General features: G+C 61.5%; 10 protein-coding genes and 1 pseudogene. 7 read left to right on the top strand and 4 right to left on the bottom strand.

The genetic code is table 11. From position 1 onward, the window contains the following. Positions 1–136 precede the first annotated feature (136 nt). Positions 137–706, bottom strand: a complete 570-nt coding sequence (dcd, locus tag HY836_RS17730) for a dCTP deaminase (RefSeq protein ID WP_290678900.1) — start codon at positions 704–706, stop codon at positions 137–139. A 232-nt stretch (positions 707–938) separates the two neighbouring features. On the opposite strand from dcd, the gene HY836_RS17725 reads away from it, so the two are divergent. Continuing rightward, positions 939–2,198, top strand: coding sequence for a nitrate/nitrite transporter (locus HY836_RS17725; RefSeq protein WP_290678897.1), 1,260 nt, complete (start codon positions 939–941; stop codon positions 2,196–2,198). 157 nt (positions 2,199–2,355) lie between these two features. Here HY836_RS17725 and HY836_RS17720 read toward each other — a convergent pair whose 3' ends face one another. Further along, positions 2,356–4,092 carry a bifunctional protein-serine/threonine kinase/phosphatase gene (locus HY836_RS17720; RefSeq protein ID WP_290678894.1) on the bottom strand — a complete coding sequence of 579 codons (1,737 nt, stop codon included), beginning with the start codon at positions 4,090–4,092 and terminating at the stop codon, positions 2,356–2,358. Positions 4,093–4,300: 208 nt separating this feature from the next. Between HY836_RS17720 and HY836_RS17715 the strand changes: the two are divergent. The 4 genes and pseudogenes from HY836_RS17715 to ybiB form a co-directional block, all read left to right on the top strand. Beyond that, a pseudogene (locus HY836_RS17715) lies at positions 4,301–5,554 on the top strand (NAD(P)/FAD-dependent oxidoreductase); the annotation flags it as partial. 46 nt (positions 5,555–5,600) lie between these two features. Further along, on the top strand, positions 5,601–6,407 hold the full coding sequence (locus HY836_RS17710) for a type IV pili methyl-accepting chemotaxis transducer N-terminal domain-containing protein (RefSeq protein WP_290678891.1): 807 nt from the start codon (positions 5,601–5,603) through the stop codon (positions 6,405–6,407). A gap of 200 nt (positions 6,408–6,607) precedes the next feature. Next, positions 6,608–9,469: a nitrate reductase gene (locus HY836_RS17705; protein WP_290678888.1), complete on the top strand. Its 2,862-nt coding sequence runs from the start codon at positions 6,608–6,610 to the stop codon at positions 9,467–9,469. A 63-nt stretch (positions 9,470–9,532) separates the two neighbouring features. Beyond that, positions 9,533–10,525, top strand: coding sequence for a DNA-binding protein YbiB (gene ybiB, locus HY836_RS17700; RefSeq protein ID WP_290678884.1), 993 nt, complete (start codon positions 9,533–9,535; stop codon positions 10,523–10,525). Here ybiB and HY836_RS17695 read toward each other — a convergent pair. Continuing rightward, on the bottom strand, positions 10,465–11,499 hold the full coding sequence (locus tag HY836_RS17695) for a DMT family transporter (RefSeq protein WP_290678881.1): 1,035 nt from the start codon (positions 11,497–11,499) through the stop codon (positions 10,465–10,467). The genes ybiB and HY836_RS17695 overlap by 61 nt on opposite strands. A gap of 102 nt (positions 11,500–11,601) precedes the next feature. Here HY836_RS17695 and HY836_RS17690 point away from each other — a divergent pair, with 102 nt between their 5' ends. Further along, positions 11,602–12,198 carry a DUF2314 domain-containing protein gene (locus tag HY836_RS17690; RefSeq protein ID WP_290678878.1) on the top strand — a complete coding sequence of 199 codons (597 nt, stop codon included), beginning with the start codon at positions 11,602–11,604 and terminating at the stop codon, positions 12,196–12,198. A 12-nt stretch (positions 12,199–12,210) separates the two neighbouring features. On the opposite strand, the gene HY836_RS17685 is transcribed toward HY836_RS17690, so the two are convergent. Further along, positions 12,211–15,795: an indolepyruvate ferredoxin oxidoreductase family protein gene (locus HY836_RS17685; RefSeq protein ID WP_290678876.1), complete on the bottom strand. Its 3,585-nt coding sequence runs from the start codon at positions 15,793–15,795 to the stop codon at positions 12,211–12,213. Between the two features lie 270 nt (positions 15,796–16,065). Here HY836_RS17685 and HY836_RS17680 point away from each other — a divergent pair, with 270 nt between their 5' ends. Beyond that, entirely contained in the window at positions 16,066–16,704 is a 639-nt protein-coding gene (locus tag HY836_RS17680) for a riboflavin synthase subunit alpha (protein ID WP_290678873.1), read from the top strand. Positions 16,705–16,748 lie beyond the last annotated feature (44 nt).

Below are 16,748 nucleotides of genomic sequence, written 5' to 3'. Positions count from 1 at the left end.
AGTGGGATCACGTATCAGACGCGCCGCCTTGACAGACGTTGGATTGCGCTCGATGTTTCTGCCCCGATTGTAACAGACCGTAATGAACAGCTACCCCACCAAAGTGGTGGATACAACTGTTATCGGCCTGTTTGACTCAGGTCTTAGGCAGGGTCACACCCGTCTGCCCCTGATATTTGCCACCTCGGTCACGGTAGCTCGTTTCGCAAACTTCATCGCTTTCAAAGAACAACACCTGAGCGCATCCCTCACCGGCGTAAATCTTGGCCGGCAATGGCGTGGTGTTGCTGAACTCCAGCGTGACATAACCCTCCCACTCGGGCTCGAACGGCGTCACATTGACGATGATGCCGCAACGTGCATAAGTGCTCTTGCCCAGGCAGATGGTCAGCACATTGCGGGGAATACGGAAGTACTCGACCGTGCGGGCAAGGGCAAAACTGTTGGGCGGGATGATGCAGACATCGCTGTTGATGTCCACAAAGCTCTTTTCGTCGAAGTTCTTCGGGTCCACCACGGTGGAGTGGATGTTGGTGAAGACCTTGAACTCCGGGGCGCACCGAATGTCGTAGCCATAGCTGCTCGTGCCATAGCTCACGATTTTCTGGCCATCGGCTGCCGCCCGAACCTGACCGGGCTCGAAGGGTTCGATCATGCCGTGCTCTTGGGCCATGCGGCGGATCCAGCGGTCTGACTTGATGCTCATGAATACTCCTGTTTGACAGGCGTGATTGTGCTTGATGAGCGCAGCGTGTTTTCTGGTCGGCTTGTTACAAGATCAAAACGAGACGGGCCTACGTACCAGATCTGGCCCACTTGCTGCCCATTTTGAGGGCGCACCAAATCAGCACGCATCACGTTGGCACGTTTTTCGCTTCAGGATGCATCACAAATCCAAGTGCCACCCACGATGGTGCGCACGCTACGCTGAGGTTCACATGTCCGATTACAAAGCCTTCCTGAGGTCGGGGCACGCCCCCACCTTGCTCGCTTCTTTTCTGTATTTCGATTTCACGTTCGCGATCTGGGTGCTCAACGGTGCCATGGCACCGTTCATCAGCGAAACATTCAACCTGACTCCGGCCCAAAAGGGCTTCATGATTTCGGTGCCGATTCTGGCTGGCGCCCTGATGCGCTTCCCCCTGGGCATCCTGTCGCAATACATTGGTCGCAAGAACGCGGCGATGGCGGAGATGGGGCTCGTTGTCCTGGCATTGCTGTTTGGCTACGTCTTTGTGGACACGCACAACGAGGTGCTGGCCATGGGTGTCCTTCTGGGTATCGCCGGTGGCAGCTTTGGCATTGCCTTGTCACTGGGTTCGGGCTGGTTCCCCCCGAAATACAAGGGCCTGGCGATGGGCATTGCGGGCGCGGGCAACAGCGGCACGGTGCTGGCGGTGCTGTTTGCGCCACCACTTGCCACGAAGTTCGGCTGGCAAGCCGTTTATGGCCTGGCTGCCGCCACCATGGTGCTGCCCATGATCGTGATGGCGATTGCGGCCAAGGAGCCGCCTGACCGCGAGCACCAGACCTTCCGCGAGCACATCGCCTGCCTCTTCGAGAAGGACGGCTGGGCCTTCAGCCTGATCTATGTGATCACCTTTGGCGGCTTCATCGGCCTGGCCAACTTCCTGCCCACCTACTTCTATGACCAGTTCAAGGTGACCAAGATCGAAGCTGGTCAGCTCACGATGCTGGCTACCCTGATGGGCTCGGCCACCCGTGTACTGGGCGGCTATGTGTCAGACCGTTGGGGCGGCATCAACACACTCACAGCCGTGTTGTGCCTGGTCGTCGTGACACTCGTGATCTGCGGCACCATGGGCCAGCAACTGGCCGTCACCACACTGCTGTTCATGCTTTGTTTTGCGGCACTCGGCGCTGGCAATGGCGCATTGTTCCAGTTGGTGCCACTGCGCTGGCCTCTGGCCACTGCCGTGGCCGGCTCGATGATTGGAGAACTGGGTGCGCTGGGCGGGGGCTTCATCCCCAATGCCATGGGTCTGTCCAAGCAGCATTACGGTACTTACTTCTATGGCTTCCTGGCCTTTGCCCTGCTCGGCGTAGCGGTGCTCGTGATGATGCGTGTGATGCAACTGCGATGGACACGCACCTGGGCAGAAAAAGGTGGCCGCGCCCGCACTGGCGGCGCGATGTCCATGGCCTATGGCAGCCAGGGATCAGCCACCAGCCGCTGAAACGATTTCGCTTCTCCTTTGTTGTTCAATCAAAGCGCCGGCCCACAAGGCTGGCGTCGACCTGACCGCCACCCCTGGTCAGCAGCCCTGGCGCCACGCCGTGCGCACAGGGCTTTTTTGTAGCAAGCAACGCCCGATCAGCGCCCATGCCCCGCGGTCAACCCCGCGGCAGAAACACCAACCAGTACACCAGCAACAGGTTGAACAAAAGGGACACTGTCAAGGCGATCTTCCACATCGCTACCGGATCCCGTCCAAGCAAGGGTGTCGACAAAGGCGCCGACAAGGGACGCGAAGCCCCCCGTTCCAGCGCCAGCAGTAGTTCTTCTGCTGTCTCAAAGCGCTGCCTGACATCACGGGCCACGGCTTTCATCACCACATGGTCCAACCAGATGGGAACATCCGGGCGCAAACGCGATGGGGGCACAGGATCGCGGCGGTATCGACCGATCTGATATGGCTCGATCTCACCGTAAGGCAGTCGGCCAGTCAGCCATTGGTACAAGGTCACCCCCAGCGCAAACAGATCGCTTTGCGGCGTGACGCGCGCAACAGCCGGGTCGTCCTCCCATTGTTCGGGGTTCATGTAGCTGGGCGTGCCGGCATGCAGCACGCGCAAACTCTCCGGCTCCTTGCCGGACAAGGCCACACCCAGATCCAGCAAACGCCATTGGCCGTCATCACCCAGATGGATGTTATCCGGCTTGATATCGCGATGAACAACACCAAACTGGTGCAAGCGACCCAGCGCGCGCACCACATTGGTCGCAGCATCGACCACTTCCGCCACCGAAAATTGCTGTTTGGCGTTCAGCATGTCACCAAGGGTCTGGCCGTTGTGCCAATCGAACAAGGCATAAAAACATGTCGCGTCTTGGGTCTCATGCACCCGCACCAGGCCCCGTGCATCGCGCTCGGTGACGCGCGCACCAAGCCAGGCCTCATGAGCCAGCATGGCTCGCTCTTCGGGGTCACTCGCCCGGGCCTCATGAAGGGTCTTGAGTGCCAGCACGGCACCGTCATCCAACCTGCGAACCTTGTAGAGCCGGTGCACGCCATTGGCAAAGACGCAGGCTTCTACCCGCATGCCATCCACCACGTCGCCAACCTGAAGTTTGCTGGCCACGGGGAGTTGCCGCCCCTGTCGTTCCGCGTCTTCCAGTCGAGCAGCTGCCAGCCCTTTCACGCGAATGACCAATGCTGTCGCGTTGTCTCGACCATTGCTGGAGAGGGCCTTGGCCACCAGCGCATCGCTGGCTTCCTGCGCACTGCCCAGGGCTGCCAATGCCTGCAAAGCGGCATGCTTGAGCACACCATGCACACCATCGCTGGTCAACACGAAGGTATCGCCAATCTGCACATCCCCCTCCAGATAGTCGACACGCAAGGCATCGTCCAGACCGACAGCGCGGGTCAGGCCGTTCTGAAACTCGAACTGCCCCAAGGTGTGGTCTTGCGTCAGCGGCGTACATTCGCCCGCTCGCAGCAGATAGGCTCTCGTGTCCCCCACGTGGGCGAGCGTGTAGCCATGGCCCCTGAGCACAATGGCCGTCAGGGTGGTCATGCTGGCCGCCCCACGCCCCTGCGTGTCCCGAACGGCCTGACGCCGACGGTTGTGATCAACCAGCCAGGCGTTCTGCGCGGCGATCAAACGGTCCAGTGCCACGGTGGTATCCCAGGTCGCTGGCGTGGCGTAGTAGTCCCGCAGCAGGCTTTCGACTGTGGTTTGTGCTGCCTCCCTGCCCAAGCCTCCTGCAGACACGCCATCAGCCAAGGCAGCGATGACACCCCATGCCTCTTCATGGGGGGCGGGCTGCCCCACACCGGCATGGTCTTCCAGCACCGACCTGGGGCCACGCAGGCTTGCGAAGCCCACATCGAGATCAAAACTCATTCAAGTCCTTCAGCACTTTATGGTTGGGCGCACCATCTGTGTGCGCTTGCGAATTGAGCCTCTGATAGCCGCAATTTTTGCGCCCATTGCAGGTGCGCACTGAAATGAGTGAGGCTGACTCACATTGGTGCCCCCTGGAGCTGCGCTGGCCCACTTATTGCTCGGTAGAAGGCATAACTATTTCGATTCCCGCTGACGGAGCGTTCGCATGAAGAAGATGAAGCTGGTGATGGTGGGCAACGGCATGGCCGGCGTTCGCACGCTTGAAGAGCTGCTGAAGGTTGCACCCGACCTGTACGAGATCACCGTCTTTGGTGCCGAGCCGCATCCCAATTACAACCGCATTCTGCTATCACCTGTTCTGGCTGGCGAACAGACGCTCGACGAGATCATCCTCAATCCCTTGAGCTGGTACGCCGAGCATGGCATCACGCTGCACCGCAACAAGAAAGTCGTCAGCGTAGACCGCACACGTCGCCTGGTGACGGCACAAGACGGTACCGAAGCCGAATACGACCGCCTGTTGCTGGCCACAGGCTCCACCCCGTTCGTCCTGCCCGTGCCAGGCAAGGATCTGGAAGGCGTGATTGCGTACCGTGACATCGCCGATACAAACCGCATGATCGACACGGCCAGAACGCACAAGCATGCGGTCGTGATCGGAGGCGGGCTGCTGGGATTGGAAGCGGCCAACGGCCTGATGCTGCGTGGCATGGAGGTCACCGTGGTGCACATCGCACCTTGGCTGATGGAGCGCCAGCTCGACGAGGTCTCGGCGAAACTGCTGCAGCGTTCGCTGGAGGAGCGCGGCTTGAAGTTCCGCATCGGCGCCCAGACTCAGGAGCTGGTGGGAGACGAAAACGGCCGCGTTCAATCCGTCAAGTTCAAGGACGGCACTCAAGTGACTGCCGATCTGGTTGTGATGGCCGCCGGTATCCGCCCCAATACAGAATTGGCAGAGAAGATCGGCATCCATTGCAACCGAGGCATCGTCGTCACGGACACGATGCAGACGGTCACCGACCCCCGTGTGTATTCGGTCGGCGAATGCGCTGCACACCGTGGCATTGCCTATGGCCTGGTCGCGCCCTTGTTCGAACAAGGCAAGGTCTGCGCTAACCACCTTGCACAGTTCGGCATAGGTCGCTACATGGGGTCACAGACATCCACCAAGCTCAAGGTCACGGGCATCGATCTGTTCTCGGCAGGTGACTTCATGGGGGGCGAAGGCACGGAAGAAATCGTGTTGTCCGACCCATTTGGTGGGGTCTACAAGAAGCTGGTGCTCAAAGGCAACAAGCTGGTCGGCGCCTGCATGTATGGCGACACGGCTGATGGCAGCTATTACTTCAAGCTGATCCGCGAAGGCACCTGCATCAACGACAAGCGCGACCGGCTGATGTTCGGCGAGTCAAACATCGTTGGCGTGGGGCATGAAGGCCAGAGTCGATGCCCGTCTATCTGAAGCCATCGCCGTCTGAGTGTCTATTTCCGTGGGGCGGAGCAGTATGCAGTCAAATATTCGTCGTCGAGATTTATTGAAGCAGGGCCTGGGCCTGGGTGCAGGGTTGGCCATGGTGGCGCCAGCCTCGGCCCAGATCGTCAGCCTGAATGAGGCCATCAACAAGGCGGGGCGGCAGCGGATGCTGTCACAGCGCATGGCCAAGGCCTGGCTGGCCATGGGCCAGGGTGTGGACGTCAAGCGGGCGGAGAAGATTCTGTTTGACTCCATGGCCTGGTTCGATCGGCAGTTTGTTGAACTGAAGGCCTACTCGCCAACACCTGACATTGAGTCCACGTACAAGGCACTGGAGCCGGTCTGGAGCGATTACAAGGCTGCCCTGGTTGGCGCGCCACCCGATCGCAGTGCGGCCCCCCTGTTGATGAGCCTGGACAGCAAGGTGCTGAAACTGGCGCATCAGGGCACTGTTCAGCTGGAGCAGTACTCGGGCAAAGCAGTGGGCAAGCTCGTGAACGTGGCAGGGCGTCAACGCATGTTGTCGCAGCGCACGGCCAAGTTTTATCTCAGCCAGAGTTGGGGTGCAGCCGTGCCGGAGCAGATCAAGGAACTCAACACGGCGCGCCAGGAGTTTGCACAGGCACTGAACACGTTGATGGTCGCACCACAGGCTACGCCGGCCATCAAGCAAGAACTTGAACTGGCCCATCAGCAGTGGGTATTTTTTGACAACGCCTTGTCCAGGGTCGGGGAAAGAAGTGGCAGCAGCCAGCACGCCCGTGAGGTCTTCTCCAGCAGCGAGAACATCTTGCAGGTCATGGACAAGGTCACCGGCCTGTATAGCAAGCTGGCGTGACCTGAGACAGAGGTCAGGCCGGGTGGTCGCGCACCCTGCCCTGACCCGCGGCCCGAGCCGCATCGCTCTTTGTACGAATGAATGTTGGATGGAAGGCAGAGGCCATCAGGGCACTGCAACCCGCTGAGAAACCAAACAAATCGAGAATAGCCATGAGCCATCGCAAGCCCGTCTGCAACATCGAGACTGCGGAGTAAGCCGTGAGCGCCAACCCCAGCGCCGCGAACGGCACCCCACTTCAGAGTCCATCTACCAAGACCACACGCGCAACCTGCCCCTATTGCGGCACAGGTTGTGGCGTGCTGATCGAGTCGAGGCAAGGCCGAATCATCAACGTACAAGGTGATCCCCAGCACCCAGCCAACTTCGGCCGGCTGTGCACCAAGGGCAGCACGCTACATCTGACTGCAGCCGACACCGTTACGCAGCAAACCCGTTTGCTCGTTCCCATGCGCCGGGATCAACGCGGCGAGGCGCCCGCCCCCATCGCATGGGATACCGCCATGGAAGAAGCGGCCGACAAATTTGCCGCCATCATCCGTCAGCATGGGCCTGATGCCGTTGGCTTCTATGGTTCGGGCCAGTTGCTGACAGAGGATTACTACGTCCTCAACAAATTGGCCAAAGGCCTGATCGGCACCAACAACGTCGACACCAACTCGCGCCTGTGCATGAGCAGCGCGGTGGCCGGCTACAAAGCCACGCTGGGCAGCGATGCACCGCCGGCTTGCTACGAGGACTTCAACCACGCGCAGACCATGTTCATCGTGGGCGCCAACACGGCTTACGCTCACCCGATCCTGTTCCGTCGCATTGAAGACGCACGCCGCGCCAACCCCGCCATGAAGCTGATCGTGGTGGATCCTCGTCGCACGGAAACGGCCGACATGGCCGACCTGTTCCTGCAGATTTTGCCGGGCACGGATGTCGCCTTGTTCCACGGCATGCTGCATGTGCTGATCGCGGACGGCATGATCGATGCGGCCTACGTCAACCAGCACACACAAGGTTTCGAAGCCCTGCAGGACATTGTCCGAGACTACACGCCAGATTCTGTCGCTAGCACTTGCGGGATCCCAGTGGCAGACCTGATTCTGGCTGCTCGCTGGTTCGGCGCACAAACGCCTACGCTGTCGCTGTATTGCCAAGGACTCAACCAGAGTAGCCGCGGCACCGACAAGAACGCGGCACTGATCAACCTTCATCTGGCGACCGGCCAGATCGGCATACCCGGCGCCGGGCCCTTCTCTCTCACAGGCCAACCCAATGCCATGGGAGGGCGAGAAGTGGGGGGCATGGCCAACCTGCTAAGCGGGCATCGAGATCTGAGCAACCCGCAGCACCGCTCGGAAGTGGCCGCATTGTGGGGCGTTGATGAGGTGCCGGCCCAACCCGGTCAAACGGCCGTCGAGATGTTCGAGGCCGCAGCCAGGGGCGAGATCAAGGCCCTGTGGATTGCCTGTACCAACCCCGCACAATCGCTGCCTGATCAGGCCACGGTGCGCAAAGCGCTTGAAAAGGCCGAATTCGTGGTGGTTCAGGAGGCCTTTGGTACTACAGCTACCTGCGCCTTCGCGGACATCCTGCTGCCGGCCACCACCTGGGGTGAGAAAGATGGCACCGTCACCAACAGCGAGCGCCGGATCAGCCGCGTGCAGGCTGCTGTACAGCCCTCCGGCGAATCTCGCCACGATTGGGCCATCCTCACGGACTTTGGCCGTCGACTGGAAAAACGACTGACCCAACGCACGGCGCATTACCGCGCGGGTATCAATACGCTCTTTCCGTATGACACGCCAGAGTCGGTATGGAACGAGCACCGGGAATCGACGCGGGGCCGCGATCTGGACATCACAGGCCTGAGCTACGGCATGCTGGAGGCCTCAGGGCCACAACAATGGCCCCTGCCAGAAGGCGCCGGAGCAGGACAGGCCCGCCTGTATGCCAATGGTGTCTTTCCAACGGCAGACGGCAAGGCCCGATTTGCGGCGATCAACTACGAACCAGTGAGCGAGCCACCCGACCAACGCTACCCGTACAGCTTGAACACCGGCCGCCTTCGCGATCAATGGCATGGCATGAGCCGTACTGGCACGTTGGGCCGCTTGTTCGGGCATGTCAGCGAGCCTGCGATCGACATCCACCCGGATGACTTGACCCGCATGGGCCTGCAGCCAGGCGATCTGGTAGAGGTGGCGTCCCGCCGCGGGCAGATCGTGATACCTGTGCAGCCGAGCGGCACCATCGCCCCCATGCAGGCGTTCATCGCCATGCACTGGGGAGAGGAATACCTCAGCGGTCTGGACAATCAAGGTCAAGCCATGAGCGGGGTCAATGCCTTGACCGTACCGGTCTTCTGTCCCCAATCCAAGCAGCCGGAGCTGAAACACGCCGCCATCACGATCACGCCTCCCACGCTGCCCTGGCGTCTGCTGGCCGTGGCGTGGCTGCCGGAATCCGAGGCGTTGGCTGTACGTGAGGCACTCAAACCTTTGATGTCGGCATTTGCCTTCACCAGTTGCGTGCCCTTCGGTCGCGAACCACATGAAAAAGGCAAGGTTGGCGTGCTGTTCCGTGCCGCAGGCATCGAAGCAGCCAGCATGGACGTCATCGCCCGCATCGAAGCCTTGATGGGCATCGACGGTGTTGACGTCCTGCGCTACCAGGACAAGCATCGAGGCCAGCATCGCGCCATGCGCATGGAACGCAGCGAAGAAGGACTGAAGCTGGCCGCCTTCTTGATGGCCGGAGACATCAGCGCGGAGGCCTGGATTCGCCCCCTCTTGCAAGACGAGCTTGTCGCGGACGCCTACGGTCGCGCCCTGCTGGCGCCCGGCGCCACGCCACCTGTGGCGATCGCATCAAAGGGCAGGCAGGTCTGCACCTGCTTCAACGTGACAGAGCCCGCCATCATCGAGACATTGGCATCCTGCCAGGGCAGCACGGATGCACGACTCCAGCAATTGCAGGGGGCGCTCAAGTGCGGCACCAACTGCGGATCGTGCATCCCGGCCTTGCGCCAACTCGTCAAGCTGCACCCAGCCACCGCCTCGGCTACTTGACGAGATCATGTTCGCGTCCACGCCACCACCGATAATCAAGCATCACGGCGTGGACACGGCAACATGAGCATCGCGGCATACATCAAGGTCATTGGTCGAGGCAAAGAAGGCGCACGTTCGCTGGGCGTTGGAGAGTCTCGGGATCTGTTCGAACAGGTGCTGGACCACAAGGTAACCGATCTGGAGATTGGCGCCTTCTGCCTGGCGATGCGCATCAAGGGGGAGTCCACCGAGGAACTCGACGGGTTTGTCCAGGCCAGCCATGCACGCTGTTTGGATCTGTCTGCTGCTGCGGCGGCAGCACCAAAGGGCATCGTCGTGCTGCCGTCCTACAACGGGGCGCGCAAGTTGCCCAACCTCACCGCACTGCTGGCCACCGAACTGGCCCGGCAAGGGCTGGGCGTGCTGGTGCATGGGCCCGCCCGTGACCCTGGACGCGTCACCACGGCTCAGGTCTTTGAAGCCGCAGGCATGCCCTTGGTGAACAACGCCGACGCACTCGCCGCCGCCTGGCGATCAGGGCAAGCGGCTTTCATGAACATGGCCGACCTCTGCCCGCCCATGGACAAACTTCTGGCGGTTCGCTGGACCATTGGCTTGCGCACACCGGCGCATTCCGTGGCCAAGCTGCTGGACCCGTTTGCGGCGCGCCCGCCATCAGGCGTGAAAAGCATTCGCGTGGTCAACCACACCCATCCGGAGTACGCGATCGCGATGGCGGCGTTTCTCCAGCACGTTCAGGCCAACGCCATGCTCATGCGCGGCACCGAAGGTGAGCCCGTGGCCGACGCACGCCGACAACCCAAGTGCGACGTATTCCTGAGCGGCACTCGTGTGGATGAGCTTTGCCTGGCACCTGAAGAGGGCGTGCTCACGTCCTTGCCTGAACTGCCTGCCAGCCACAGTGCCGCAGATACCGCCAACTACATCGCCGCGATCCTGTCTGGCCAGCAGGCCATGCCATCGGCCATACAGGCCCAGGCCAATGCGTTGGTTCAGGCCTTGGCCCGCATCGCAGCACCTGCCGCCGGAATGGGGGCAGGCTTGCCGGCCTGACTCGTCCGAGCCAGCATCACGATGCCGGCCAACACGACGCCGGTCCCCACCATCAGGCGCCACGTGACGGGCTCTCCCAGCCACCAGGCCGCCATCCAGATGGTGGACAAAGGGCCGACCATGCCAGCCTGGGATGCCATGGAGGCGCCTACCAATTGCACACCACGCATCACCAGCCATACCGGCAGCACGGTACACAGGGTCGCATTCACCAGAGACAGGCCCCAGGCCTGCCAGGGCAGATGAGCCGTCGCGCCCTGCTGGCCATCGGTGGCCCGAAAAACCAGCCACCATTGCAACAAAGCCATGAAGCAAGCCGCACACGACGCCAGCCCGACCAGGCGCATGGAGCCCATTCGCTGAACCAGCTGGCCACTGCCCATCAGGTACACGGCATACGACACGGCACTGAAAAACACCAGCAAGCTACCCACCGTGATGGCGTGCCGTGCATCCATGCCACCGCCATGGTGAGCCACCAAGGCGGCTGCATCCCAGTCATGCAGCCAGACCAACACCACGCCGCTATAGGACAGCAACATGGCAGCCAGTTGCGGCCACCGCACCGGCTGGCGCAGAAATACGGCTGACAACAGCAACACGATGGTCGGGTTCAAGTAAAGAATCGCCCGCTCCAGGCTGGCGCTGATGTATTTCAAACCCATGAAATCCAGCGTGCTGGCCAGGTAGTAGCCAGTAAAACCCAAACCGAGGATCTGCCACCACTGCCTGCGCGTCAGTTCTGCATCGCCGCCGCGCTCGGCGTGTTGCTGGCGGCCGGCCCACCAGGCCATGGCCAGAAACATGGGAAAGGCCATCAACATGCGCAGGCCGACCACTGCAAAAGGATCGGCGCCCATCCGGTACATCAGCTTGGCCACGATCGCCTTGCCGGAAAACGCCACGGCGCCCGATACAGCGAAAACAAGCCCCTGAAAATGGAGCGACTTCCGGGGGGAGGTCAACGAAATCATGCCAGCACCTTAGCGCATTCGGCGCAGGATCGTGATTCCCCCAGTAGACTCACCAGCGATTCCGGGTGACAAATCGGTGCTTCAGCACCCACAACTCAAACCATGTTTGTGAACCATCGCATCACACGTAGCCTCATTCCCGCGCTCCTGCTGGCGTTGATCTCGGCCGCACAAGCGCAACAAGCGGCCTCGGCGCCCGCCCCTGCCGCCTCGGTTGCGGCATCCAGCCCCGCGGCCGCAGCCAAGGCTTCCGCTCCTGCCGCTGACCCCAAACCGGTCGAAATCAGCGTCAACGACCCGGCCATCCTGGCGTCCATCAAGAAGGCTCGAGCCACGCTGGACAAGTTCCTGCCCATTGCAGCCAAGGACGAGGCCAATAACCAGGCGGTATCCTTGAAGATCGCCATCCGAGAAGGCTCAAAGGTCGAGCACGTCTGGGTCACGCCATTCACGCAAAAAGGCAAAAATGGCAAGAACGGCTTCACAGGCACGATCGTTGACACGCCCGAAGTCGTGAGCAACTTCAAGCAAGGCCAGCAATGGTCCTTCACCCGTAAAGATGTGGTCGACTGGATGTACTACGACACCGCCGGCGGCAAGATGCATGGCAATTACTCGACATGCGCCAAACTGACCAAGGGGCCACAGGCCGACCGCGACGAGATGAAGCGCATGTACGGCCTGACCTGCGGCAAGTAAGTCACCGGTCAACTACCTGGCTTGGCGTTTGTCGTCCCCAGGCCAGGCCTCACTCATCGCCGACCACTGAGTGCGCACAGCCTGAACCTGGGCGTGGCGCACAGGGCCGTAGCCCTTGATCTTGTCAGCCAACTCTGCCATGCGACACGCGTGCTCCAGCGAACCTGCGTGGAGCTTGCGCATGATCTGCTCCAGCAAAGCGGTGTACTCGGCCAGCACGGCCCGGTCTTCGCGCCGGTCCCGGGTGTAGCCCATGGGGTCAAACCACGTGCCTCGCAAGCCACGGAACTTGGCCAGCCCTTGCATGGCCCATTGCCAGAAGGGCCCGAAATCGTGCTTGGGCGGTCGATCCGACGGGGTCTTGCCACCGCCCATCCAGGGAGGCGCCAGATGCAACACCATGCGCCAGTCGCCTTCAAACTGCTCATCCAACTGCGCCTTGAAGGCCTTTGAAGTCAGCAGCCTGGCCACCTCGTACTCGTCCTTGTAGGCCATCAACCTGAACAACTGCCGCGCGACCGTTTCGGTCAGTCGCGTGCTGTTCAAGGTGGACTCAGCCTGACGCACGCGGCCCACCAAGGCACGATAGCGCTCGGCATAGGCCTCGTCCTGGTATTCGGCCAGGTAGTTCATGCGACGCTGCACCAGCGTGTCCAGATCATCCTTGCCATAACGAAGCGGCCGAGCCGACCACTGCACAGGCTGAGCCGGCATGCTCATGCGCGCCACAAACACGGGGTCGTGCGCGGCGCGGCGGCCCCACTCAAACGCAGCCAGATTGCGCTCCACCTGCACCGCATTGAGTTCGATCGCCCTGGTCAATGAGGCCAGGTTGAGCGGCACCCAGCCCATCTGCCATGCATATCCCAGCATCAAGGGGTTGGCATAGATCGCATCCCCCAGCAAGCGATTGGCCAGCACCACGGCATCCAGCCGCTTGATGGCCTGTGTGCCCACCTCATCGCCCAGCACCTTGTCGCAATGGCCGGCCGGGAACTGCCAGTTGGCATCGTGCATCAAGGCGGCAGTGGGTGTGTGATGTGTGTTGAGCACCACCCTGGTCCGCCCTTGGCTCATCACGGCCACTGTGGTGGCGTGCGCCGCCACAATCGGATCACACCCGATCACCAGATCTGCCTCGGCCATGCCCACCTTCGTCGTGAAGATAGCCTCTTGTGTGTCGGCAATCTGGATGTGGCTCCAGGTGGCACCGCCCTTTTGCGCCAGCCCCGCAGACTCCTGCGTGACAGCGCCCTTGCCTTCCAGGTGCGCGGCCATACCCAGCAACTGGCCAATGGTGATCACACCTGTGCCGCCAATACCGCCCACCACGATCCCATAAGCCGTCGCGGCCGCAGGCACATCAGGCTCGGGGATGGGCGGCAGCTTGCTGAGGTCTGGTGCACTCTCCTTGGCCTTGGGCGCTCTCAGCTGACCACCTTCAATGGTGACCAGGCTCGGGCAGAACCCCTTCACGCATGAGAAGTCCTGGTTGCAGGAACTCTGGTTGATGCGGCGCTTGCGACCAAACTCGGTGTCCACCGGCTCCACGCTCAGGCAGTTGGATTGCACGGCGCAATCGCCGCAGCCTTCGCACACCAGCTCGTTGATGACCACGCGCTTGGCCAGCGTGGGCATGGTGCCGCGCTTGCGGCGGCGGCGCTTTTCGGTGGCGCATGTTTGCTCATAGATGATGGCTGTGCAGCCTTCCACCTCACGCAGCATCTTCTGCACCTGATCCAGCTGATCGCGGTGGAACACCTCCGTGCCGGGCGCCAGATCTTCGATGCTCAGGTACTTGTCAGGGTCATCGCTGACCACTACGATGCGCCGAGCGCCTTCTGCATGTAGCTCCCGCGTCATGGCCGACACCGACAAGGTACCGTCCACAGGCTGGCCACCGGTCATGGCCACGGCGTCGTTGAACAGGATCTTGTAGGTGATGTTGACCTTGGCCGCGATCGCCTGCCTCACGGCCAGCAAACCGGAATGGAAATAGGTGCCATCTCCCAGGTTGACGAACACGTGCTTTTCATCCGTGAACGGTGCCTGCCCCACCCAGCTCACACCTTCACCGCCCATCTGCGTGAAGGTGCCTGTGCTGCGGTCCATCCACATGGCCATGTAGTGGCAGCCGATGCCCGCCATGGCACGAGAGCCTTCGGGCACGCGGGTCGAGGTGTTATGCGGGCAACCACTGCAGAACCAGGGCGCACGCTCCACACTGGCACCCTGGCTTTCCAGCGCACGCTCCTTGGCTTCGATCACGCGCAGGCGTTCGGCCACGCGTTCGCGCACGCTGGGATCCATGTCTCGCAGCAGGCCCAGCTTGTCAATGCGTTGGGCCACAGCCTTGGCAATGAGCGAGGGATTCAGATCAGCCTTGGCGCGCAGCAACCAGCGTGAGGCCGGGTTGGGCATGGACCATTCACCACCGGTGAAATCGCCGTCAGGTTCGCTGAACTTGCCCAGCACATTGGGCCGTACGTCTTCACGCCAGTTGTACAGCTCTTCCTTGAGCTGGTATTCGATCATCTGGCGCTTTTCTTCGATGACCAGGATCTCCTGCAGGCCGGTGGCGAATTCGCGCGTGCTGCTGGCCTCCAGTGGCCACACGACCGACACTTTGTGAATGCGCAAACCGATGCGCCGGCAAATATCGTCATCCAGCCCCAGGTCATGCAGGGCCTGGCGCAGGTCGTTGTAGGCCTTGCCGCTGGCGATCAGGCCCAGGCGCGCATGCTCGCTGTCCAGCACCGTGCGGTTGAGCTTGTTGGCACGGATGTAGGCCAGTGCGGCATACCACTTGTAGTCCATCAAGCGGGCTTCTTGCGCCAGTGGCGTATCAGGCCAGCGGATGTGCACGCCACCGTCGGGCATCACGAAATCCTCGGGCAGGATGATGCGCACCCGATCCGGATCCACGTTGACCGTGCTCGATGACTCCACCACCTCCTGAATCGCCTTGAGGCTGGCCCACAAGCCCGAGAAGCGGCTCATGGCGAACGCATGCAAGCCCAGATCCAGGATCTCCTGGACCGTGCTGGGGAAGAAGACCGGCAAGCCGCAGGCTTTGAAGATGTGGTCGCTCTGGTGCGCCACGGACGAACTCTTGGCCACGTGATCGTCACCCGCCACGGCCACCACGCCACCATGTTGAGACGTGCCCGCCATGTTGGCGTGCTTGAAAACGTCGGAGCAACGGTCCACGCCTGGGCCCTTGCCGTACCACATGCCGAACACGCCATCAAAGCGATGCGGGCCCGGCGTCAGCGGCAGTTGCTGAGTACCCCACACAGCCGTGGCGCCCAGTTCTTCATTCACGCCGGGTTGAAAAACGATGTGATGCTTTTGCAGGTGCGATTTGGCCTGCCACAAGGCCTGGTCATAGCCACCAAGGGGCGAGCCGCGATAACCACTGATGAAACCCGCCGTGTTGAGGCCTTGCATGGCGTCACGGGTGTGTTGCAGGATGGGCAGGCGAACCAGCGCCTGGATCCCGCTCATGAAGGCCTGGCCTCGATCAAGCGCGTACTTGTCGTCCAGCGAGAGCGTCGCCAGGGCCTTGAGCACTTCTGCAGGCAGCGGAGCGTTCATCACGTCCTCCTCGGGTCTGCTGCACCGCATCATGCCTGATCACGATCGACAGGCTCGCCGCGCAGCAGGAAACCTGAATATGGCCCAGTGTAGGACGCCATATCACCTTGTGGTCTATCGCTTTCACGGGGGAAAAACCAGGCATCTCGCCCCTTGTAATGGCCCAGACCGGACCTATTTCACAGCGCGGGCATACACCCACACTCAAGCTCACCATGCTGCGCTGCAACGATAATGGCGTATTGGCTTGAACAACAGGATTGCCCGATCATGTATACCGGTATCGTCCAGGGCCTCGGACGCGTCGTCACCCTCACCCCGACCATCAGCGGCTTGCACCTCACCCTGCGCATTGCGCAGGCCTTGCTGCACGACTTGCAGATTGGCGCCAGCGTGTCTGTCGACGGGGTGTGCCTCAGCGTGGTCACCATCGACGGCGAGCTGATCTCGTTTGACGCCATCAACGCCACGCTAGAGCGCACCAACCTCGGCGACCGCCGCGTGGGCGATGTGGTCAACGTCGAGCGCTCCGCCCGTCAAGGCGATGAAAACGGCGGACACGCGATGTACGGGCATGTATCCGACACCGCCCGCATCAGCTCCATCGTGCTGGAAGGCCCCCGCGCCCACGTTGAGCTGCACGTACGCGATCCTTGGCGGCGTTACCTGTTCCCTCGGGGCTTTCTGTCCATCAACGGCTGCAGCCTGACACTGGCCGAAGCCGATGCGGAGCGTGGTTACTGCCGGGTCAACCTGATCCCGGAAACCATCCGTGTCACCGGTTTGTTCCAGTACAGGACGGGTGATCGTCTCAACATCGAGGTGGAACAGCAGACGCAGGTGCTCGTTGACGTCATCGAGCGGGTGCTGGAGCGCAATGCGGGCAAATTCGCCCTTCAGCCCAAGTAAATCATGCAGGCACGGGCCCTGGCCCGCCCTGCCCCGTCATCACA

The organism is Aquabacterium sp., from assembly GCF_016234775.1.
Taxonomy (GTDB): domain Bacteria; phylum Pseudomonadota; class Gammaproteobacteria; order Burkholderiales; family Burkholderiaceae_C; genus Aquabacterium.
The sequence above is the reverse complement of the archived record's forward strand: the minus strand, read 5'-3'. Positions and strand labels throughout refer to the sequence as shown.